Origin of the sequence: Amycolatopsis sp. NPDC088138, from assembly GCF_044741685.1 — a bacterium.
Classification (GTDB): Bacteria; Actinomycetota; Actinomycetes; order Mycobacteriales; family Pseudonocardiaceae; genus Amycolatopsis.
Window position 1 is genome coordinate 14,667 of record NZ_JBIUTB010000009.1, and the last position, 21,561, is coordinate 36,227.

Genomic DNA, 21,561 nt, shown 5'->3' on the forward strand with positions numbered 1-21,561 from the left:
ACACCGGGGAAGGGTGTCCGATGTCGAGAAAACTGCTGAAGTGGGGCGGGGCCACGGTCGTGGGCCTGGTCGTGGCGCTGGTGGCGGTCTATGTCGTCGCAGGGGCGACGCGGGAGACGCTCGGCGAATCCGCCCGCGCCGCGTTGCTGCGCGACGGCAAGGCCGAGCGGTTCGTGCCGACGTCCCAGGGGGTCGTGCACGTGCGTGTCTCGGGGCCCGAGCAGGGGCCGGTCGTGCTGCTGCTGCACGGCGGTGTGGTCGGCGGCCAGGGCTTCGCGGCGTGGCGGAAACCCTTGGCGGACGCGGGTTTCCGGGTCGTGATGCCCGATCTGCTCGGTTACGGCTACTCCGAGCGGCCGGACGTGCCGTACACGCGGGAGTTCTCCACGCGCCAGCTGCGCGAGCTGCTGGACGGCCTCGGGGTTCGCGCGCCGGCGCACGTCGTCGGCGCTTCGCTCGGCGGGGCGATCGCGACGGCCTTCACCGCGGAGAACCCCGGCCGGGTCGCCTCGCTCGCGCTGATGGCGCCGAGTGGCGGTGGGCGCACGGACGTCGTCGCGCCGGTGCTGGGGTGGCCGGTGATCGGCGACTGGATCTTCCGCGTGGCCGGGCCGTCGCAGGTGCGGAGCATGATCGCGGACGCCTACCCGCCCGGGCCCGCGCGGGACGAAATGGTGGCCTGGATGGCCGAGCAGACCGGCTTCGGCGGCATCGCCGAAGGCATCCTCAACACCGTCCGCAACTACGACTCGACCTGGCAGCCGGACGTCTACCAGGCGGTCGGGCGCACCGGGATCCCGGTGTTCGCGGCCTGGGGCACCGACGACGCCGTCAACCCGTACGCGCAGTCGGCGCAGGTGCGGCGGTGGATCCCGCGGCTGGAGCTGTTCACCCTGCCGGGGCAGGGCCACGCCATCACCTACGGGCAGGCGGCCGCGGTGCTCGAGCGGGTCGTGCCGTTCCTGCGCGGGGCGGGGGTGCGCGCGTGACCCACGGTGCGGTGGTTGCAGGACGGTGCTAACCTGAATTCGTTAGCCGAACGGCTAACGAATCTCGAGGAGGCGTGATGGCGGGTTCGGTGCTGGTGACCGGCGGAACCGGCTACGTGGCGGGCTGGTGCATCGCGGAGCTGCTCGGCCGCGGGTACGACGTGCGGGCGACCGTGCGCGACGCGAGCCGCGGCGACCGGGTCCGGCGGGCCGTGGCGACGGTGTCGGACCGGGTGGACCACCTGGAGTTCGCCGTCGCGGACCTGACGGCCGACGACGGCTGGAAGGAGGCTGTGGACGGCTGCGACTACGTGCTCCACGTGGCGTCGCCGCTCGGCGCGGACGCCTCGGGGGCGAAGGACGAGGCGCAGGCGTTGCTCGTCCCGGCGCGCGACGGCACGGTGCGCGTGCTGCGGGCCGCGGCCGCGGCGGGGGTGCGGCGGGTGGTGATGACGTCGGCGGCGAACACCGCCAGTCCGTCGTCCTACGCCGACGACGGCGTCACCGACGAGACACTGTGGACGGACCTCGACGCGCCGAAGCTGTTGCCCTACCGGCGTTCCAAGACCGCCGCCGAACTCGTGGCGTGGGAGTTCATGGACTCTTGCAAGGGGCCGATGACGCTCGCCACGGTCCTGCCGGGCGCGGTGTTCGGGCCGGTGCTCTCGGCCGGCACCCTCGGTTCGGTGCAGATCATCGCGCGGCTGCTCTCCGGCGCGATGCCCGGCACCCCGCGCATCGGCCTGGAGGTCGTCGACGTGCGCGATCTGGCCGACGTCCACGTCCGGGCCATGACCGCGCCCGAGGCCGCCGGGCAGCGGTTCCTCGCGACGGGGGAGTTCCTGTGGATGCACGACATCGCGCGGATCCTGCGTGACGGCCTCGGCGAGGCGGGCAGCAAGGCCCCCACGCGCAAGCTGCCGGACATCGCCGTGCGGGCGGCGGCGGTGTTCGACCGCTCGCTGCGCGACGTCATGCCGGGCCTCGGCCGCCGCAACCGGCACAGCATCGCCAAGGCGAAGCGGCTGCTGGACTGGGCCCCGCGGCCGGCGGAGGTCAGCGTCCTCGACTGCGCGCGCAGTCTCATCGAGCACGAGGTGGCAGGGAAATGACCGTTTCCCGGGCCCAGCAACCCATCCTGGACACGCCGTTCGACGCCGCGTCGACGGCCGAGGAGGTCGCCGCCGGGATCGACCTCACCGGCAAGGTCGCGATCGTCACCGGCGGGCACTCGGGCATCGGCCGGGAGACCACCCGGGTGCTGCGCGCCCGCGGCGCCCACGTCGTCGTCCCGGTCCGGGACCCGGCGAAGGCCGCAGGCATGCTCGAGGGCGTCGAGGGTGTGGAGATCGACCGGCTCGACCTCGCGGACCCGGAGTCGGTGGACGCGTTCGCGGCCGGTTTCCTGGCCGGCGGACGGCAACTGGACATCCTGGTGAACAGCGCGGGCATCATGGGCGTGCCGCTGACCTGGGACGCGCGTGGCCACGAGTCGCACTTCGCGACCAACCACCTCGGGCACTTCCAGCTGACCGCACGGCTGTCTCCGGCGCTGGCGCGTGACGCCCGCGTGGTGTCGGTGTCCGCGGCGGCGCACCGGTTGTCGCCGGTCGTGTTCGACGACGTCGGCTTCGAGCACCGCGAGTACCAGCCGATGCTCGGTTACGGCCAGTCGAAGACCGCGAACATCCTGTTCGCGCTCGAACTCGACCGCCGTGGTGTCCGGGCGTTCTCCGTCCACCCGGGATCGATCGTCGAGACGAACCTGAGCGGGTGGGCGGCACCCGGGACGTTGCGGGCGATGAAGCTCGTCGACGAAGACGGCAAACCGGTTATCGATCCCTACTCGGGCAAGAAGAACGTGCCGCAGGGCGCGTCGACGAGTGTGTGGTGCGCGATCAGTCCCCAGCTCGACGGCGTCGGCGGGGTGTACTGCGTGGACAACAACATCGCGCCGGTGGCGGGGGAGAGCGGGCACGACGCGCGCAGCCACGGCACGGCCGAGATCCCGACGGCGGGGGTGTCCCCGCACGCGATCGATCCCGCCGCGGCCGCCCGGCTGTGGGAGCTGAGCGAGCGGCTGACCGGCGTCCCGTTCCCGACGCGTTAGGGGAAATTCCTGCCCTTTTGTACCTCCGGTCGGGGGATACGCGGGTGTCCGGCCGATGACCTGCGTAGGTACAAATGACGGCCAGCTAGCCTGAACGGGTGACCAACCCTCTCGTTGCGCAGGCGCAGGACTCCACCAAGCCCTACACGGGGATCTCGCTCATGGAGTCGGCGGCCGACCTGAAGTCGGCCATCGAGAGCGGGGACTGGGCGTCGGTCGCGATGGGCGCGGTGGGCACCGCGCTGGACGCGCTGTCCATGGCGATGGACCCGTTCGGCGCGATCCTGGCGGCCGGCGTGGCGTGGCTGATGGAGCACGTCGGGCCGTTGAAGCAGGCGCTCGACGGCCTCACCGGCAACGCGGACGAGATCGCGGCCCAGTCGGAGACCTGGAAGAACATCGCGGGTGAGCTGCAGGGTGTCGGCACCGACCTGGGCGACATGGTGAAGGCGGACCTGCAGTCCTGGACTGGCCCGGCGGCCGACGCCTACCGGCAGCGGACCGAGGACGCCGTCGCGTTGCTGGGCTCGGCCCAGAAGGGCTGCGAAGGCGCGTCGAGCGGTGTGAAGACCGCGGGCGAGGTCGTGGCCGCGGTGCGCGCCCTGGTCCGCGACATCATCGCCGAGCTGATCGGGCACCTGATCAGCTGGGCGCTGCAGGTCGTGTTCACCCTCGGCATCGGGCTCACGTGGGTGGTGCCGCAGGTGATCGGCGCGGTCGCGAAGACGGCGTCGAAGATCGCGGACCTGGTCAAGCGGCTGGTGACGGCGTTGAAGGCGCTGATCCCGCTGCTCAAGCGCGCCGGAGACCTGTTCTCGGACGCGGCGAAGGCGTTGAAGGGCCTCAAGAACGGCAGCAAGGTCGCCCCGCCGAAGAAGGTCGGCGGCATCGACGGCACGCCGAAGGCGCCGCCGGCCAAGGGCGGCGGCTCGACGACCCCGTCCGGTGACCACTCGCCGCCGCCGAAGGGCGGCGATTCCACGACGCCGTCGGGCGATCACTCGCCGCCGCCGCCGAAGGGCGGCGACTCGACGACGCCGTCCGGTGATCACACCCCGCCGCCGAAGAACGACACGCCGGACGGCGGCCCGAACGGCACGCCGCCGCCGGCCAAGGGGCCGGGCGGCGACTCCACGACCTCGTCGGGGGCGAAGGGCGACATCCGGGGCGGCAACGGCAACCCGCCGCACAACTCCACCCCCACCAAGGACCTGCCCGACTGCGGTGACCCGATCGACGTCGCGAGCGGGCGGATGTTCCTGCCGCAGACCGACGTCGAGCTGCGGGCCGCGCTCCCGCTGATCGTCTCGCGCACGCACCTGTCGGACTACCGCGTCGGCCGGTCGTTCGGCCGCACCTGGGCGTCCACCCTGGACCAGCGGCTGGAGATCGACGACGAGGGCGTCAGCTTCGCCGCCGAAGACGGCGCGCTGATGGTCTACCCGCTGCCGGGCGACAGCGGCTCGGTGCTGCCCGAGTTCGGCCCCCGCTGGCCGCTGGCCCGCACCGCCGACGGCGGCTTCACCGTCACCATGCCCGAGCTGTCGCAGACCCTGCTCTTCGCCCCGGCCGGCGGTGCGGAGCGACCGGTGACGGCCGTGTTGCGCGGCTCCGGCCCGCGCATCGACTTCGGCCGCGACGAGCACGGCGTCCTGACCACGATCAGCCACTCCGGCGGCTACCTGCTCAACGTCGAGACGACGGCCGGCCTGGTCACCGCGCTCGACCTGGTGGGCGGCGCCCGGCTGCCGGACGGCACCCCGGCCGACCTGCCGCTGGTCCGCTACCGCTACGACGACGCGCGCCGTCTCGTCGAGGTGGTCAACTCCTCCGGGCGTCCGCTGCGGTTCGGCTACGACGCCGACGGGCGGATCACGAGCTGGGAGGACCGCAACGGCTTCTCCTACCGCTACCGCTACGACGAGGCCGGCCGCTGCGTCCGCACCGAAGGGGACGGCGGGTACCTCGACTACACCTTCGACTACGACCCGGCCGCGCGCGTCACCCGCGCGACCAACTCGCTCGGCGCGGTCATCACCTACCACTTCACCGAGTGGGGCCAGGTCGCCCGCGAGATCGACCCGCTCGGCCACGAGGTCCGCTACGACTGGGACCGCCACCACCGGCTGCTCGTCCGCACCGACGAGCTCGGCGGCGCCACCACCTACACCTACGACGAGGCCGGCGACCTGGTCGGCGTCGGCTACCCCGACGGCACCGCCGACTCGGCGCGCTACGACGAGCGGCACCGGCCGGTGCTCACCGTGGACGTCGACGGCGCGCGCACGGAGCGGGAGTACGGCGAACGCGGCGAGCTCACCGCGGTGGTCGACGCCGCGGGCGCCCGCACCACCTACGGCTACGACGCGGCGGGGAACCTCGCCACGATCGTCGACCCGCTCGGCGGGCGGACCACGATCGTCTCCGACGTGCGCGGCCTGACCCAGTCGGTCACCGGGCCCACCGGCGCGGCCGGCACGTTCGAGTACGACGCCTTCGGCCGCCTGGCCGCGGAGACCAGCCCGGCCGGCGAGACCACCCGCTACGCCTGGACCATCGAGGGCCGCCCGCTGCGGATGACCGGCCCCGGCGGCGGCACCGAGCAGTGGACCTACGACGGCGAAGGCAACCTCCGCGAGCACCGTGACGCCACCGGCGCGCGGACGCTGACCGAGGTCGGCGGCTTCGACCTGCCGTCCGCGCGGATCGCGCCGGACGGCAGCCGGATGGAGTTCACCCACGACACGGAACTGCGGCTCGTCGCGGTCCGCAACGAGCAGGGGCGCCGCTGGGACTACCGCCACGACGCGGCGGGGAACCTGGTCGAGGAGTCGGACTTCGACGGCCGGGTGCTGCGCTACACCTACAACGCGGCGGGGGACCTGACCAGCCGCACGAACGGCGCCGGTGAGACGCTCGCGTTCACCCGCGACGCGCTGGGCCGGGTCGTCGAGCAGCGCGCCGGCGAAGAGGTCACCCGCTGGACCTACGACGCGGCGGGCCGGCTCCTGCGCACGGTCAACGCCGACGCCGACGTCACCTTCACCTACGACGCCATGGGCCGGACCCTGACGGAGACCTGCAACGGCCGCACCGTGCGCTCGGAGTACGACGCGCTCGGCCGGCGGACCCGGCGGACCCTGCCGTCCGGACTGGTCAGCCAGTGGGCCTACGACGGTGCCGGCGCGCCGGTCGGGCTGCAGGTCGGCGGGCACACGATGAGCCTGCGCCGCGACGCGGCGGGCCGCGTGGTCCAGCGCGGCTGGGGCGTCACCGACACGCGCCAGCACTGGGACGCGGCGGGCCGGCTGGCCGCGCAGACCGTGGCGTCGGCCGGTGGCGCCCTGGTGCACCGGCGCGCCTACGACTACCGCGAAGACGGCCTGCTCACCGCGATGCACGACGCCGCCGCCGGGACGCGGGCGTTCGAGCTCGACCCGGTGGGCCGGATCAGCGCGGTCACCGGCGCGCACGCCGAGCGCTACAGCTACGACAGCACCGGCAACGTGACCGGCGCGCAGGCGGGCACCGTGCCCGACCCGCTCGCCGGGCCCCGGACGTACGCGGGCACGCGGATCACCGGCGCCGGAGCCACCCGCTACGCCCACGACCAGCAGGGCCGGCTCGTCGAGCGCGTCGCCCCGGGACTCGACGGGCGGCCGCAGGTCTGGCGGTTCACCTGGAACGCCGAGGACCGGCTCACCGGCGTCACGACCCCCGACGGGCAGCGCTGGCGCTACCGCTACGACCCGCTGGGCAGGCGGGTCGCGAAGCAGCGGCTCGCGGCCGACGGCACGGTGGCCGAGCAGGTCGACTTCACCTGGGACGGCGCCGCGCTGGCCGAGGAGCACCAGCTGACCCCGGCCCGGCAGCGGCGGCTGCGCAGCTGGGACGTCGAGCCCGGCAGCGCCCTCCCGCTGCTGCAGAGCGAGCGGCTGCTCGGCCCGGACGGCGTCCAGCAGGTCGTCGACCAGCGGTTCTACGCGATCATGACCGACGTCGTCGGCACCCCGACCGAGCTGATCGGGCTGGACGGCGTGGTCGTCCGCCAGCAGTCGCAGACGATCTGGGGCCGGCCGCTGGACAACGCACCCGCCGTGACCCCGCTGCGGTTCCCCGGCCAGTACTTCGACGCCGAGACCGGCCTGCACTACAACTACCACCGCTACTTCGACCCGGGCACCGCGCGCTTCCTCAGCGCCGACCCGCTGGGCCTGGGCGGCGGGCCGAACCCGCAGGCGTACGTGGCCAACCCGCTGGCGTTCATCGACCCGTCCGGCCTCACCCCGTGCTCCGACGCCGCCGCGTCCGGCTCCGGGGGCGGCGGGTCCAGCCGTGGTGGCGGTGGCAACCCGGGCGGCCGTGGTGGCAACGGCCGTGGAGGCAACGGCAACGGCGGTGGTTCCGGTGGTCCGAGCCGGCCGCCCCGCAACGGGAACCGGCCGCCGCCGCCGTACTACGACAACCCGCTGCCGACGACGCCGCACGCGACGGTGCCGCACACCCCGGACAACCCGAACGGGAGCCTTTACCACTACACCAACGAAGCCGGCATGAACGGCATCATGGGCAGCGGTCACGTGCGGCCCTCGGCGTGGACGCACGGCACCCCCGACAACCCGCTGGTCGGCTCGCACGCCCGGTACGGCTCGGGTGGTTACTTCACCAACATCGCGCCGGGGCAGCTGTCGCAGGAAGGGCTGTCCCAGGCCCTGGTGCTCAACCCGGGTTCCGGGGCCAGCTTCACGCACCACATCGAGGTCAGCCCGTCCGCGCTGGAGAGCCAGGGCTACACGATCTCGCAGTCCGACCACCGGCCGGACGTCTACGTGGTGCACCACAACGACCAGCCGACGAACCACCCGAACCCGCGGCCGGTGGAGATCGGCGACTCGCACGTCAGCCACGGCCCGAACCCCCAGGGCCCGCACCTCGGCGACAGCATGGGGCAGGAAGACTGGGGCGACGCGGCCCGCCCGCGGCCGCCGCGGCAGCGCTGAACCGGAGACCCGACATGGACTACCTGCACGTGCACTGGCGCCACGACGCGGCCGACGCCCCAGCGGACATCTACAGCGAACTCGACGACGACCGCTGGGAGGTCCGCAAGGTCGAGGCCTTCCCCGACGGCACCCTGCACTACGCCGACGACTGGCACTCGACGGGCCGCACGGGGCTCAGTGAAGTGCCGCTGCCGTCGTTCGAGGACCTCGCGGGTCAGGATGTGCTGACACCGACGGTGATCGACGCCGCGGAGTTCGAGCGGCTGTGGGCTCGCGCGACGAAGGACTGACACCGGGGGCCGCCGCGGCCTGGGGAGTCTGCCGCGGCGAGTCGTGAGTGAGAAACAGTGTTCCAACCCTGTTTCTCACTCACGACGACAAGCACCGGCGGCCCCGGGACACGACCGCCGCTGCGTCGGCTCAGGGCCGAGCGCCTGCCGAGAGCTCCGCGGCCGTAGCCGTCACCGCTTCCACGATCCGCTCCAGCACCTCCGGCGTCAGCCGATACGTGGGCACAGAGACGTTCACCGCCGCCAGGGGCGCGCCGCGGAAGTCCAGTACCGGGGCCGCCACCGCGGTGAGGCCGATCTCGTGCTCCTCCGCCGCGACCACGTGGCCCGCCGCGCGTTCCTGGCGCAGCCGCTTCAGCACGGCGGCGATGGTCAGCGGGGCGTGGCGGGTGCCGGGCAGCCGGCCCGGCCGCAGCCTCAGCAGGGCGGCCACCTCGTCGTCGGCCAGGCCGAACAGCAGGGCCCGACCGCTGGACGTGCAGCTCAGCGGCGTGCCCCGGCCGACCCACTCGCGCGCCTGGACGCTGCGGCCGGCCTGTTCGCTCAGCACGGTCAGGGCCGCGTCGCCCTCCCGGACGGTCAGGTACGCCGCCTCGCCCAGCTCCTGGACCAGCGCGCGCAGCGCCCGGGGCGCGTCCTGGCGGAGCCGGCTGTCCCCGGCCGCGCCGGCCAGCGCGTACAGCCGCCAGCCGAGGCGGTACTCCAGGGACTTCGGGTCACGCTCGGCGAAACCCTCTTCGAGCAGCACCTTCAGCGTCCGCGAGATCTGCGTCTTCTCGGCGTCCAGCGCCTCGGCGACCGCCTGGACGCCCAACGGTCCGGAACCGAGTGCCCGCAGCACCTCCAGGGCCCGGTGCACGCTGGTCAGACTGTCGTTCGCCATCGGCCCAGTGTCCGGCCGCCGTGCGCGGAGCGCAACTGCGGTTGAGATCCTCGCACGGGCCGACCTAGCGTGAGGGCCATGTGCGGAATAGTCGCGTGCTACACCCCGTCCCCGGAAGCGATCACCTCCGACGTCGTGGCCGCCGGCCGGACCATGCTCACCCGGCTGGCCCACCGCGGTCCCGACGACACCGGCCAGGCGTGCGTGGGCGCGCAGGCGTGGCTCGGGCACAACCGGCTGTCGATCGTCGGCCCCGCCAACGGGCGGCAGCCCCTCGGCGACCCCGGGCCGTGGTCGCTGGTCTGCAACGGCGAGATCTACAACGACGCCGACCTGCGCGAAAGCCTGCCCGGCCACGACTTCACCACGGCCTCGGACAGCGAGTCGGCCCTCGCGCTGCTGACCGGACGCGGGCCCTGGGCGTTCGACCGGCTGGAGGGGATGTGGGCGCTCTGCGCGGCGACGCCGGACGGCCGGTTCGTCGCGGCCCGCGACCGCCTCGGCATCAAGCCGCTCTACTGGGCGGAGGTCGGCGGCCTGTACTATTTCGCGTCCGAGATGCGCGCCTTCCCGGTCGAGGTCCAGCACGCGGTGGAGATGTTCCCGCCGGGCTGCTGGTGGACGCCGTCCGACGGCCTGGTCCGCTTCGCGACGGCCGTCACCTCCGCGCCCGTCCAGGACGGCTTCACCACGGCGGAACTGGAAAAGCGGACGCGTGACGTGCTCGTCGACTCGGTCCAGCGGCACCTGATGGCCGACGTCGAGGTCGGCGTTTTCCTTTCCGGGGGACTGGATTCCAGCATCGTCGCCGCCGTCGCCGCGGCCGAGTACACCCGCGAAGGCCGCCGGTTGAAGACGTTCGCCGTCGGCGTGGACGGGTCCGCCGACCTGCTCGCGGCCCGCGAGGTCGCGGCATTCCTGGGGACCGACCACCACGAAACGGTTTTCGACGCGGGACAGGCCGTGGCCGCGCTCGACGACGTCGTCGCGTCCGTCGAGTCGTTCGACGCCGGCCTGATCCGCAGCGCGGTACCGAACTGGTTCCTCGCCGAGCTGGCCTCAGAGCACGTCAAGGCGGTGCTGACCGGCGAAGGCGCGGACGAGCTCTTCGCCGGCTACGGCTACTACCACGAACTCCACCGCGACCCGGCGGCCCTGCACCGCGAGCTGCGGCGCACCATCGAGCTGCTCCACGGCCTCAACCTCCAGCGCTGCGACCGCGTCACGATGGCCCACGGACTCGAGGCGCGCGTTCCGTTCCTGGACGCCCGGGTGGTCGACCACGCGATGTCCTTGCCGGACACCGTGAAGTCGCTCGAAGCCGACGGCCTCGAGAAGGGCCACCTTCGCCGCGCGTTCACCGGCTGGCTGCCGGATCACCTGCTGTGGCGGCCGAAGCTGGAGTTCGGCACCGGCAGCGGCGCCGCGGACCTGCTGACCCCGTACTGGAACCAGCGCATCGGCGACACGGAACTGACCGAGGGCAGCGATCCGGCCACCGGCCTGCGGTCCAAAGAGGAACTGGCGTACTACCGCGCGTTCCGACGAGCGCTGCCGGAGGTCCGCCCGGACGCGGTGCTGACCCGGTTCGCCATGGCCTGAGCCCCCGTCAGCCGAGCTGGCCGGAAACCTTGTCCAGCGCGGCTTTCTCGTCCACGGTGAGGTCCAGCGTCGCCGAGGCCAGCAAAGCGGGCAGCTGCTCCACCGTGCGGGCGCTGGCGAGCGGGGCGACCACACCCGGGCGGTCGCGCAGCCAGGCGATCGCCACCGTGGCCATCTCGACGCCGCGGGCGGCCGCGATCTCCTCGACCACGTCGACGACGGCCAAGCCGGCCGCGGTGAAGTAGCGGCTCGCGAGGATCCGGCGGGCCGCGCCGCCGAATTCCTGCTTGTCGCGACGGTGCTTGCCGGTCAGGAGACCGCCCACCACCGACAGGTAGGGCTGGATCTTGCGGAACCCGCCGATCCGGCGGTACTTGCCGGTGAGGAACCCGCTGGCCAGCGCGAAGTACGGCACGGCGACGACGCCCGACTCCTCGAGGACGGGCACGATCTCGCGCTCGTACGGCTGCCGCGTCACCAGGTTGTAGTGCGGCTGCAGCACGGTCGGCGGCTCGAAACCCTCGCGGCGCGCGATGTCCAGCCACTCGGTGATCCGGGCGCCGGTGTAGTTCGACAGCGCCACCGCGCGGATCTTGCCGGCCCGGTGCAGCGCGTCGAACGCCGCGGCGGTTTCGGCGAGCGGTGTCTTGGGGTCGTCGAAATGGGCGTAGTAGACGTCGATGCGGTCGGTCCCCAGCCGGGTCAGCGAGGCGTCCGCGGCCGCCGCGACGTTCGGCGCGGCCAGGCCCTTGAACCGGGGATGTGTGCTCACCTTGGTACCGATCACGACGGCGTCGCGGTTCTTGCGGGCGGCCAGCCACGAGCCGATGATCGTCTCCGACTCGCCACCGGAGTTGCCCGGCACTGACGCGGTATAGCCGTCCGCGGTGTCGACGAAGGTGCCACCGCCCGCGACGAAGGCGTCCAGCACCTGGTGCGAGGTCGCCTCGTCGCTGGTCCAGCCGAACGTGTTCCCGCCGAGGGCGAGCGGGAACACGTCGATACCGCTGCGGCCGAGCTGTGTCATCGGAAGTCCCCTCAGAACAGGGCGATGGGGTTGACCGGGACCCCGGTCATCCCGTGGATACGCGGCGGGGCGACGGTGAGCAGGAAGCTGTAACGCCCCAGCTCCGCGCACAACGCCGCGAGGTCGTCGAGCGCGACCGCGTCGATCAGCGGCATCGCCAGCCGGCCCAGGGCGACCCCGTGCAGCGGCGACGGCCCGCCCGGGTCCAGCGGCGGCTGCGCGTCGCCCCGGTCGGGAGCGCACAGGGCGACCCCGCGCCGGTGCATCCACCGCACCGCGTCGAGGCTGATCCCCGGTGACGCCGTGCCGGGCACCGGCGTGGCCGGCCAGCCGAGCCGGAGCACCAGCGCGTCACCGGAACGCACTTCGACGTCCTGGCGCTTCTCGGCTTCCTCGAAGTCCTGTGACGTCACCGCGTACGCCGGGGGCAGCGGCCCGTCGACGGCCAGGTCGAGCAGCACCCCGCGCGTCACGATCCCGGCGGCGAAGGCCGTGGTCGACGCGTGCGTGACACCGCCGGGAGTCACGGTTTGCGCCCTCGGGCGGCCCGGGTAGACCTCGTCGTCGGTCGACCAGTGCGCCAGCGCGTCGAGGTGCGTCGACTTCGCGTGGTGGTTCGTGACGAACATCAGGTCGGCGGCCACGCCCATCCCGGTGTGCGACATCATGTGCTGCACCGGGGAGACGTCCACCGTCGTCGGCGCGAACGGGCCGCTGACCATCGGGTTGGGCGTGATCGGCAGGGCCAGCGACACCCACTGGGCCGTCCGCACCTCTTCGGCGGCTTTCGCGCGCACCTCGCCGGTGATGAGGTTGAGGGTGCCGAGCTCGTCGTCGGCTCCCCACCGTCCCCAGTTGTCCGGCAGGTCGGCGTCGGTCGGCTCGGCCATGTGGTGGGCCCCTCTCGTCCGGGCCCACCGTACTCGGCGTCCCTTGTGGACGGTCAGGCGCGCGTCGGCGGGGCCTCCTCGGCGCGCCGGGTGAGCACCAGCGGGGCGTCCTCGGTGATGGCGACCGTGTGCTCGGAGTGGGCCGTGCGCGAGCCGTCGGCCGACCGGATGGTCCAGCCGTCCTCGTCGTAGACGATCTTGTCGGTCGTGCGGGCGAACCACGGTTCGAGCGCGAGGGTCAGGCCCGGCCGGAGCTTCATCCCGCGGCCCGCCTGGCCCTTGTTGGAGACGTGGATGTCCTCGTGCATGGTGCGGCCGATGCCGTGCCCGCCGAACTCGGTGTTGACGGGGTAGCCGTACTCGCAGGCCACCGCGTAGATCGCCGCCGAGATGTCGCCGAGGCGGTTGCCGGGGCGCGCCGCGTCGATCGCCGCCTCCAGCGCTTCCTCGGTGGCCCGGATGATCCGCAGGTCCTCTTCGGCGGCGGTGCCGACGATGACGGTGCGCGCCGAGTCGGCCACCCAGCCGTCGATGCCGACGGCGAGGTCCGCGGTGACCACGTCCCCGTCGCGCAGGACGTAGTCGTGGGGGAGGCCGTGCAGCACCGCGTCGTTGACCGAGAGGCAGATGACGTTGCGGAACGGGCCCTCGCCGAAGGACGGCGCGTAGTCCCAGTAGCACGACTCCGCCCCGCGCCGCTTGATCATGCCGCGCGCGTGGTGCTCCAGGTCCATCAGGTTGACGCCGACGTCGGCGAGCCGGCCGACCTCGGTGAGCACCTCGGCGACAAAACGGCCGGCCACGTGCATGCGCTCGATCTCCGCAGGCGTCTTCAGTTCGATCACGAATACCCTCACTACCTTGGTACCGGTATAGTTATACCGTCACCGTAACACGCTCTCGGTGACCGAAGCCCAGCCGATCTCCGTGAGGTACGCCGCCACGGCCGGGACGTCGCCGGCGTCGGAGACGAGTGCGACGTAGCCGTCGGGGCGGATCAGCACGAGGGTGCCCTCGGCCGCGCCGTACGCACGGGCGAGGTGGCCGCCGGTGTCGGCGACATCGCCGGGCCCGGCCGGTCGTTCGACGACGCGGAGCGTCCGGATGCCCGGCGGCGGGGCCGCGGTCCCGAAGTTCAGCAAGGTGAACTGCCCGCCGCGCGTCAGGTCGAACAGCCGTCGTTCACCGTCCGTCGTCGTCAGCCCGGTCGCGTCGGGCGCGCGGTCACCGGCGCGGAGCACGGCGGTGTCGTCACGGTCGTCGCGAGCCAAGGTGGAGCCGCGATAGCCCACGGCGAGCTGCGTCGTGCTCGCGTCGCGGCGGACCGGGATGCCCTTCTGCTCGATCGCCTGCGCGAGGCGCGCGTTCGAGAGTGCGAGCACGTCGGCGGCGACGGGCCGCCGCTCGGCCTCGTAGGTGTCGAGCAGCGCCGGCGACGCGCCGTTCGCGACGGCCGCGAGTTTCCAGCCCAGGTTGTGCGCGTCCTGGATGCCCGTGTTCATCCCCTGGCCGCCGGCGGGGGAGTGGATGTGCGCGGCGTCGCCGGCGAGGAAGACCCGGCCCGCGCGGTAGCGGCCGGCGAGGCGGATGTTGGCGCGCCACAACGACGACCACTCCGGCTCGTGGAGGCGGATGTCGGTACGGCCGCTGCGCCGCTCGAGGACCGCCTGCATGTTCGCGAGGCCGAGGCCGGGATCCTGGCCCGGCGCGATGCTCGCCTGGAACTGGAAGGCGCTGGTGGAGGGCAGCGGGCAGAGGTTGACCAGACCTTCGGGGTGCCGCCACATGTGCCAGGCGTCGCGATCGAGGCCGTCGACCTCGACGTCGGCGACGATCATCCGCACCGCGTCGCGGGTCTCGCCCTCGAACGCGATGCCGGCCTGCTTGCGGACGACGCTGTGGCCGCCGTCGCAGCCGACCAGCCAGCGCGCGGTGACCGTCTCGGTTTCGCCGTCCTTGACGAGCACCGCCGACACGCCGTCGTCCGACTGCTCGAAGCGCTCGAGCGTGGTGCCGAACTCGACCGCGCCGCCGAGTTCCGCCAGCCGCAGCCGCAGTGCTTCCTCGACCCGCCATTCGGGCGTGATCAGGCTGGCCGGATACGGGACGTCAGGGCGGCTTTCGGGCGTGTGGCCGCCGCCCAGAGTCACCTGGCCGCCGGGGGCGGTCGACCGCATCGGCATGGCCATCCGGCCGTGGGCGAGCACCCGGCTGACGACGCCGAGATCGTCGAACACCTCGAGGGTGCGCGGCTGGACGCCCTTGCCGCGCGAGCCGGGCTGCGGGCCGGGGGCGGCCTCGACCAGGCGGAAGGGGACGCCGGCACGGGCGAGTTCGCAGGCCAGCGTCAGCCCGGTCGGGCCGGCACCGGCGATCAGCACGGGTCTTGTCGTCTCGGTCATCGTCTCCACCCCGGCGCAAGATAGGAATCACTTCCTATCTCACGGTAGGCGCTCTTGCCAAGAAAGGAAAGGCTTTCTATCGTGAGCCGGGTGGGCACCGAGGAACCCGTCCGCCGGCGGCGGCACGGCAAGCAGCTGGAGTCCGAGCTGCTCGCGGCCGGCTGGGACGAGCTGGTCGAGGCCGGCTACGCCCGCCTGACGATGGAGTCGATCTCGGTACGCGCGCGCACCAGCGAGGCCGTGCTCTACCGGCGGTGGGCCAACAAGGACCAGCTGGTGTTCGCCGCGTTCGAGCACCACCGCGGCGCCCACCCGGTCACGTTTCCCGACACGGGCACGCTGCGCGGCGACCTGATCGCCCAGCTGACGGCGGTGAGCGAGGCACTGGCCGGGTTTTTCGCCATCGCGGCGGCCGCCGCCTTCTCGGGGCTGCTGGCCGGCACCGGCCTGACCCCGGCGCAGGTGCGTGACAAGGTCATGGGCGATCAGCCGCTCCCGCGGGCCCTCTACCAGCGCGCTCACGACCGAGGCGAGATCGATCTAGCGGACATCCCAGCGGTGGTCCTGGCCATGCCGTTCGACCTGGTGCGCCACGACTTGCTGATGGACCTGGAACCCCCGGAGCAAGCGCGCATCCAGGCGATCGTGGACGACCTCTTCCTGCCTCTGGTGCGGCACAACGAATCGGCCGCCACCGTCCACAGTGAACGGTAGGAGGTCAGCGGCGGCCGCGGCGCCCGGACGGGTCGTGGGCCTTGCGGGAGCGTTGCTGCGGAGCGGGCTCGAACTCTTCGTCGGCCATGGACTCCGGGGTGTAGAACGGCTGGAGGAACAGGCCGCCGTACCGGTTGTGCTGCGGGGTGGCGAGCGCCTCGGGGCCGGGCTGCTCGACGACGGGGTGGCTGAACAACGAGCTGTCCACCGTGGAATTGCTGATGGGAAGATCCTTTCGTGGGAAACCGCTGAGGGCGGCTGCACGCCGCCGAAGCTGGTTTCGGTGAGACCGCCAGCCGGGACCGGGTCCCTCGAGCTGGACGGAACGGCCACGGCTGTGAGCAGCGGGGCCGGTGAAGCAGAAGTACAGGTTTCCGGGGCTCGACCGCACGTCGGCGCTCCCGGCTACGGCCAGTGTACCGGCCGGACCGGCGTTCGCGCCGGGCGGCACGCGAAGTCACGCCGGAAATCGGCGGAAACCGCGGTGAAACCGTCGTGAATCCCGCGCCCCGCATCCTCCTCCTGTCGTGACCGGCCAGGTCACGCGGGCAAAAGGAGGCACATGGACAGCGTCGCACCCGCGATCGCGGTCACCGGGCTGCGGAAGTCGTTCGGGGACCACGTCGTGCTCGACGGCATCGATCTGGACGTGCCGGCCGGGTCGACGTTCGCCCTGCTGGGGCCGAACGGGGCCGGGAAGACCACCGCGGTCCGGATCCTCTCCACGCTGATCCACCCCGACGGCGGGCAGGCCCGGATCGCCGGGCACGACCTCGCCGCCGAGCCGGACGCCGTGCGGGCGGCGATCGGCGTCACCGGCCAGTTCTCGGCGGTGGACGACCTGCTGACCGGCGAGGAGAACCTGGTCCTGATGGCGGATCTGCACCACCTCGGCCGGGCCGAAGGACGGCAGCGCGTCGCCGGGCTGCTCGGCCGGTTCGACCTCACTGACGCGTCCGGGAGGCTCGCGTCGACCTACTCCGGGGGCATGCGGCGGCGGCTCGACCTGGCGATGACGCTGGTGGGCGACCCGCGGGTGATCTTCCTCGACGAGCCGACGACCGGGCTCGACCCGCGCAGCCGCCGCACGATGTGGCAGATCATCCGGGAGCTGGTGGCCGGCGGCGTCACGATCTTCCTGACCACGCAGTACCTGGACGAGGCCGACGAGCTGGCCGACCGGATCGCCGTCCTCGACCACGGCGAGATCGTCGCGGCCGGGACCGCGAAGGAGCTCAAGCGGAGTGTCCCCGGTGGTCACGTGCGCCTGCAGTTCCGTGACGCCGCCGACCTGGACGCGGCCGCGCGCGCGTTCGGCGAAGGGCGCCGCGACGACGAGACCGGCACCCTCCAGGTGCCGGGCGACGGCGGTGTCCGCGCGCTGCGGGCCGTGCTGGACCGCCTGGAAGAGGCCGGGATCGACCCCGAAGAGCTGTCCGTGCACACCCCCGACCTCGACGACGTCTTCTTCGCCCTCACCGGCCACACCACCACGAAGGAGACCGCCCGATGAGCGACGCGACGACCATGGTGCGGCGCAACTTCCGCCACACGCTGCGCAACCCGGGGGCGATGGTCATGACGATCGCCCTGCCGGTGGTGCTCCTGCTGCTGTTCGTCGGGGTGTTCGGCGGGGCGCTGACCGCCGGGCTCGGGCCGGCGGCGCAGGGCCGTGGGTACATCGACTACCTCGTCGCCGGGATCCTGCTGATGACCGTGGGGTACGGCGCCACGACGACGGCGATGGCGGTCAACCGGGACATGACCGCGGGGGTCATCGCCCGGTTCCGCACGATGGCGATCTCCCGCGCGTCGGTGCTGACCGGCCACGTCGTCGGCTCGACCGTCCGGACCCTGGTCAGCGCGGTGCTGGTGGTCGCGGTCGCGGTGCTGCTGGGCTTCCGGCCGGACGGCGACCCGCTGCGGTGGCTGGGCGCCTTCGGGATCCTCGCCCTGCTCACGCTCGCGCTCACCTGGCTCGGCGTCGCGGTCGGGCTGGCCGCCAAGACCGCCGAAGGCACCGCGCCGTTCACGTTCGCGGTGCAGCTGCTGCCGTTCCTCAGCAGCGCGTTCGTGTCCCCGGACGCGATGTCGGGCGCGGTCCGCTGGTTCGCCGCGCACGAGCCGTTCACCCCGGTGATCGACGCCCTGCGCGGCCTGCTGCTGGGCACGCCGGTCGCCGGGCACGGCCTGGTGGCGGTGGGCTGGTGTGTCGGGTTGGCGCTGGTGGGCTATTTCTGGGCGCGGGCGTTGTTCAAGCGGGATCCGCGTTGATCGCGGGAGTCCGGTTCAGACGCCCACGCTGATCCCGCGATTCCAGTTCGGCTGAAGCCGCGGCGCGCAGGCCGTTGTGGTCTGGGTTGGCGTTCGCCTCGGCGTACGCGGAGGGGCGGGCTTGCTCGGCGACGATCGGCAGTCGTGTGGTCGACATGCCGGTTGGTGCGTGGGTCCGGCGCTGGTGGGCTGCTTCTGGGCGCGTGCGTTGTTCAGGCGGGATCCGCGTTGATCGCGGGGGTCCGGTTCAGGCGCCCACGCTGATCCCGCGATTCCAGCTCGGCCGACGCCGCCGCGCGCAGGCCGTTGTGGTCCAAATCCGCGTACGCCGAGACAGCCTCGGCGTACGCGGTCGGATCGGCCTGCTCCGCGACCTCCCGCAGCCGCGTGATCGACATCGCCGGCTGGAACGAGCGCTGCAGGCCGAACCGCTCGGCGAGCGCGACCAGCCGGGCACCTGAGGCCGTGTCACCGCGGCCGAGGTCGGAAACGGCCAGTGCCACCAAAAGCGAGCCGCAGGCGGGGAACTCCACGACCGGCGCGGTCGTGACCATTGTGGACAGTGGACCGGTCAGGCCCGCGACGACGTCCGCGACGAGGTCTGCCCGGTCGTGCCGGGCGTGGGTGACCACCGCGACGGCCTGGACCTCCCACTTCCAGAGCCCCGCGCCGGGGATGGCCCGCAGGTGGTCGGCCGCCTGCCGCCACAGGCGGAGGCCCCCCTCGACGTCACCGCGGCTGAGCAGGATCTCGGCGCGGGAGCAGACGTCGAACATGGGCAGCCCGATCGGCTCGTCGTCCTCGGCGCCCGGCTGCAGGCCCTGCTCGGCTTCGTCGAACGCGCCGCGCTGCAGGTTGGCCAGCACCTTCGCCCAGCGGGCCCGGGTGGACGTCGACCGCGCGCCGAGCTGTTCGAGCAGGGACACCGCGACTTCGATGTGCCGCAGGGCCTCGTCGCCGGGATCGACCTGCAGGCACAGCTCCCCGACGCGGGCGTGCGCGAGCGCCACCGGCAGCGGCGTGCCGTCGTGCTCGAGCCGCGCGAGCATCCGCCGGGCCGCCCGCAGCGCGCCTTCGAGATCGTTGACGCTTTCCCTGGCGTAGCTGGCGATGTAGCACGCCATGCCCGCGAGGATCGGCCGGTCGCTGTCGCAGAGTCGTTGCAGCGCGGCATCATCCGGCACGCACAACGCCGCCTGGATGGCCCGGACCGGGTCGTCCGGCGGCGCGGACGGCAGCCGGCGCAGGGTGACCAGGGTGCGGCGGGCCGACGCGGTGCGCATGAGCAGGCTGATGAGCGCGCCCAGCACGGCCGCGGTGCGGGTCGCCTCGAGGAGGTCGGGTGCCGGGCGGTGGTGCGACAGCAGCCACGCGGTGTCCTCGGCGAGCGCGGTGAGCCGCGTGAAGTTCGACTCGGTGACCCACAGGCTGCCCAGGACCGCCGCGATCGCGGCGACGGCGGGCCCGTCTTCGCGCTCGAGCCCGTGGTGCAGGGCCAGCGCCAGGTTGTCCTCTTCGACCCGGATCCGCCCGACGGCCTGCACGAGGTCGGGACCGACGACCGAATCGTGGTGCGTTTTCCCGAAATCCCGCGCCCAGGACAGGAAAGACCCGATCACCCGGCCGGTTTCGCCGTCGATCTCGTCGCGGCGCGCCCCGCTGAACTCGCGCACGGTCTCCAGCATCCGGAACCGGGTGCCGGCACCGTCGTCGGCCGGTTTCAGCAGCGACTGGTCGACGAGCTGCTCGAGCACGCCGTCGTCACCGAGCAGGTGGCGGGCGGCGCCGGCCGTGAAGCCACCGGGGAACGCCGAAAGCGCGCGCATCGCGGCCTGGCCGGTGCCGTCGAGCAGGTGCCAGCTCCAGTCGATGACGGCGTGCAGCGTCCGGTGCCGGCCGGGGGCGTCCCGGGCGGCCCCGCGCAGCACAGTGAACCGGTCCGCCAGCCGCTCGCCGATCTCGGTGACGGACAGGGTCCGGATCCGGGCCGCGGCCAGCTCGACCGCGAGCGGCAGCCCGTCCAGGCGCTCGCAGAGGGTCCGGACGGCCTCCGCCGGCAGGTCGGCGCCGGGCCGGGCCGCGCGGGCGCGCTGGGTGAACAGCTCGGCGGCCGTCGGGAGATCCAGCTCCGGGAGCGGATAGACCGCTTCGGACGACAGGCCGAGCGGGGCCCGGCTGGTGGTCAGCACCCGCAGCTCGCCGCTCAGCGAAACCAGGCCGTGCGCGAGGTCCGCCGCACCCCGCACGACGTGCTCGCAGTTGTCCAGGATTAGCAGCACGGGGTTCGGGCCGAGGGCCTCGGCGACGTCGGCGAGCGCCGCGGCGCCGCTCACGCCGAACTCGGCCGCGACCGCCGCCGCGACGTCGCCGTCCGCGGTGAGCCCGGCCAGCTCGATGAAGTGCACGACCCGCTGGTCGGCCTGGCGGCCGACGGCGTGCGCGAGCCGGGTCTTCCCGAGACCGCCGGGGCCGGCGATCGACACGACCCGCGAGGTGCGCAGCAGCGCGGTCACCGCGGCGATGTCCCGGTCCCGGCCCAGCAGCGGGTTCGGCTCGTGGCGGACGCCGTGGCGCTGCGCGGGGGTGTCGGCGAGCAGCAGTTCGCGGTGCAACGCCCGCAGCGCGGGTCCGGGGTCGCTGCCGAGTTCGTCGCGCAGGGTTCGCCGGTAGTCCTCGTAGTGCTTCAGGGCCGCGGCCGGCCCGGCGGTGGTGGTCTCGCAGCGCAGCAGCTCCAGCAGGACTTCCTCGTCCGGCGGCCGGACTTTCGCGAGTGGGACGGCGGCGTCGGCGTACCGGCCGAGCCGGGCCAGCGCGAGCCCCTGGGAACGGGTCAGGCTCCGGTACGTCGTGGCGCGAGCGGCCCGCAGGGTGGACAGCGGGTCGTCGGCGGCGGTGTCCACGGGCCCGCCGTAGAGCGCGAGCCCGGCTTCGGCGTGGCCGAGGGCGCTCGCGTGGTCGCCGTCGCGGAGGGCTCGGTCGCTCGCTGCCGCGTGAAGCAGGACGGCGGAGGTGTCGACCTGTTCGTCGCGCAGCGCGAGGCGATAGCCGGTGGGGGTGTTCACGATGACGTCCGGGCCGAGCCGCGCCCGGGTCCGCGAGACGAGAACCTGCAACGCCTTGGCCGGGTGCTCGGGCCGCTCGTCCGGCCACAGCTCGGCGACCAGCCGGTCGGCGCCGCACCCCGCGCGCAGGTCGGCCGCGAGCAGGGCCAGCAGCGCGCCCGGCCGGGACCCGGTCAGCGCCCGGCCGCGGAAGGAGACCCCGGACAGCAGGGCCAGCTCGACGGTCACGGACATCAGGCTATCGGGGGCCGGGGCGGTGTACGGGTCTTCCGGGCCGAGCCGCGCCCGGGTCCGCGCGGCGAGGACCTGCGAGGC

General features: G+C 73.1%; 16 protein-coding genes. 9 read left to right on the forward strand and 7 right to left on the reverse strand.

All coding sequences use genetic code 11. The features are described from left to right. The first annotated feature begins 20 nt into the window (after positions 1–20). The 5 genes from ACIOD2_RS44510 (at position 21) to ACIOD2_RS44530 (ending at position 8,392) form a co-directional block, all read left to right on the forward strand. Positions 21–989 carry an alpha/beta fold hydrolase gene (locus tag ACIOD2_RS44510; RefSeq protein WP_400551636.1) on the forward strand — a complete coding sequence of 323 codons (969 nt, stop codon included), beginning with the start codon at positions 21–23 and terminating at the stop codon, positions 987–989. Positions 990–1,066: 77 nt separating this feature from the next. Then, positions 1,067–2,101, forward strand: a complete 1,035-nt coding sequence (locus tag ACIOD2_RS44515) for an NAD-dependent epimerase/dehydratase family protein (protein ID WP_400551637.1) — start codon at positions 1,067–1,069, stop codon at positions 2,099–2,101. Beyond that, entirely contained in the window at positions 2,098–3,099 is a 1,002-nt protein-coding gene (locus ACIOD2_RS44520; RefSeq protein WP_400551638.1) for an SDR family NAD(P)-dependent oxidoreductase, read from the forward strand. The genes ACIOD2_RS44515 and ACIOD2_RS44520 overlap by 4 nt, the downstream gene beginning before the upstream one ends. A gap of 98 nt (positions 3,100–3,197) precedes the next feature. Beyond that, positions 3,198–8,099, forward strand: coding sequence for an RHS repeat-associated core domain-containing protein (locus ACIOD2_RS44525; RefSeq protein ID WP_400551639.1), 4,902 nt, complete (start codon positions 3,198–3,200; stop codon positions 8,097–8,099). Between the two features lie 14 nt (positions 8,100–8,113). Then, the gene (locus ACIOD2_RS44530) at positions 8,114–8,392 is read left to right on the forward strand and encodes a DUF6881 domain-containing protein (protein WP_400551640.1); all 279 of its coding nucleotides are present in this window, start codon (positions 8,114–8,116) and stop codon (positions 8,390–8,392) included. A gap of 130 nt (positions 8,393–8,522) precedes the next feature. Here ACIOD2_RS44530 and ACIOD2_RS44535 read toward each other — a convergent pair whose 3' ends face one another. Continuing rightward, on the reverse strand, positions 8,523–9,275 hold the full coding sequence (locus ACIOD2_RS44535; protein WP_400551641.1) for an IclR family transcriptional regulator: 753 nt from the start codon (positions 9,273–9,275) through the stop codon (positions 8,523–8,525). A 78-nt stretch (positions 9,276–9,353) separates the two neighbouring features. Here ACIOD2_RS44535 and asnB point away from each other — a divergent pair, with 78 nt between their 5' ends. Continuing rightward, positions 9,354–10,877, forward strand: coding sequence for an asparagine synthase (glutamine-hydrolyzing) (asnB, locus tag ACIOD2_RS44540; protein WP_400551642.1), 1,524 nt, complete (start codon positions 9,354–9,356; stop codon positions 10,875–10,877). Between the two features lie 7 nt (positions 10,878–10,884). On the opposite strand, the gene ACIOD2_RS44545 is transcribed toward asnB, so the two are convergent. From ACIOD2_RS44545 to ACIOD2_RS44560, 4 genes are read right to left on the reverse strand one after another with little or no spacing between them, the layout of a single operon-like run. Beyond that, positions 10,885–11,904, reverse strand: a complete 1,020-nt coding sequence (locus ACIOD2_RS44545; RefSeq protein WP_400551643.1) for an aldo/keto reductase — start codon at positions 11,902–11,904, stop codon at positions 10,885–10,887. Between the two features lie 11 nt (positions 11,905–11,915). Next, complete coding sequence (locus ACIOD2_RS44550; RefSeq protein WP_400551644.1) at positions 11,916–12,794, reverse strand: cyclase family protein; 879 nt, start codon at positions 12,792–12,794, stop codon at positions 11,916–11,918. A 53-nt stretch (positions 12,795–12,847) separates the two neighbouring features. Next, on the reverse strand, positions 12,848–13,639 hold the full coding sequence (map, locus tag ACIOD2_RS44555) for a type I methionyl aminopeptidase (RefSeq protein ID WP_400551645.1): 792 nt from the start codon (positions 13,637–13,639) through the stop codon (positions 12,848–12,850). A gap of 39 nt (positions 13,640–13,678) precedes the next feature. Beyond that, positions 13,679–15,196, reverse strand: a complete 1,518-nt coding sequence (locus tag ACIOD2_RS44560; RefSeq protein WP_400551646.1) for an FAD-dependent oxidoreductase — start codon at positions 15,194–15,196, stop codon at positions 13,679–13,681. A 90-nt stretch (positions 15,197–15,286) separates the two neighbouring features. On the opposite strand from ACIOD2_RS44560, the gene ACIOD2_RS44565 reads away from it, so the two are divergent. Continuing rightward, the gene (locus ACIOD2_RS44565) at positions 15,287–15,910 is read left to right on the forward strand and encodes a TetR/AcrR family transcriptional regulator (RefSeq protein WP_400551647.1); all 624 of its coding nucleotides are present in this window, start codon (positions 15,287–15,289) and stop codon (positions 15,908–15,910) included. A gap of 4 nt (positions 15,911–15,914) precedes the next feature. On the opposite strand, the gene ACIOD2_RS44570 is transcribed toward ACIOD2_RS44565, so the two are convergent. Continuing rightward, positions 15,915–16,118 (reverse strand): hypothetical protein, encoded by a 204-nt coding sequence (locus ACIOD2_RS44570; protein WP_400551648.1) that lies wholly within the window; start codon positions 16,116–16,118, stop codon positions 15,915–15,917. Positions 16,119–16,472: 354 nt separating this feature from the next. Here ACIOD2_RS44570 and ACIOD2_RS44575 point away from each other — a divergent pair, with 354 nt between their 5' ends. After that, positions 16,473–17,423: an ATP-binding cassette domain-containing protein gene (locus ACIOD2_RS44575; protein WP_400551649.1), complete on the forward strand. Its 951-nt coding sequence runs from the start codon at positions 16,473–16,475 to the stop codon at positions 17,421–17,423. Then, positions 17,420–18,184: an ABC transporter permease gene (locus ACIOD2_RS44580; protein WP_400551650.1), complete on the forward strand. Its 765-nt coding sequence runs from the start codon at positions 17,420–17,422 to the stop codon at positions 18,182–18,184. Before ACIOD2_RS44575 ends, ACIOD2_RS44580 begins: the two co-directional genes overlap by 4 nt. Positions 18,185–18,396: 212 nt before the next feature. Here ACIOD2_RS44580 and ACIOD2_RS44585 read toward each other — a convergent pair whose 3' ends face one another. After that, positions 18,397–21,474, reverse strand: a complete 3,078-nt coding sequence (locus ACIOD2_RS44585; RefSeq protein ID WP_400551651.1) for an ATP-binding protein — start codon at positions 21,472–21,474, stop codon at positions 18,397–18,399. Positions 21,475–21,561 lie beyond the last annotated feature (87 nt).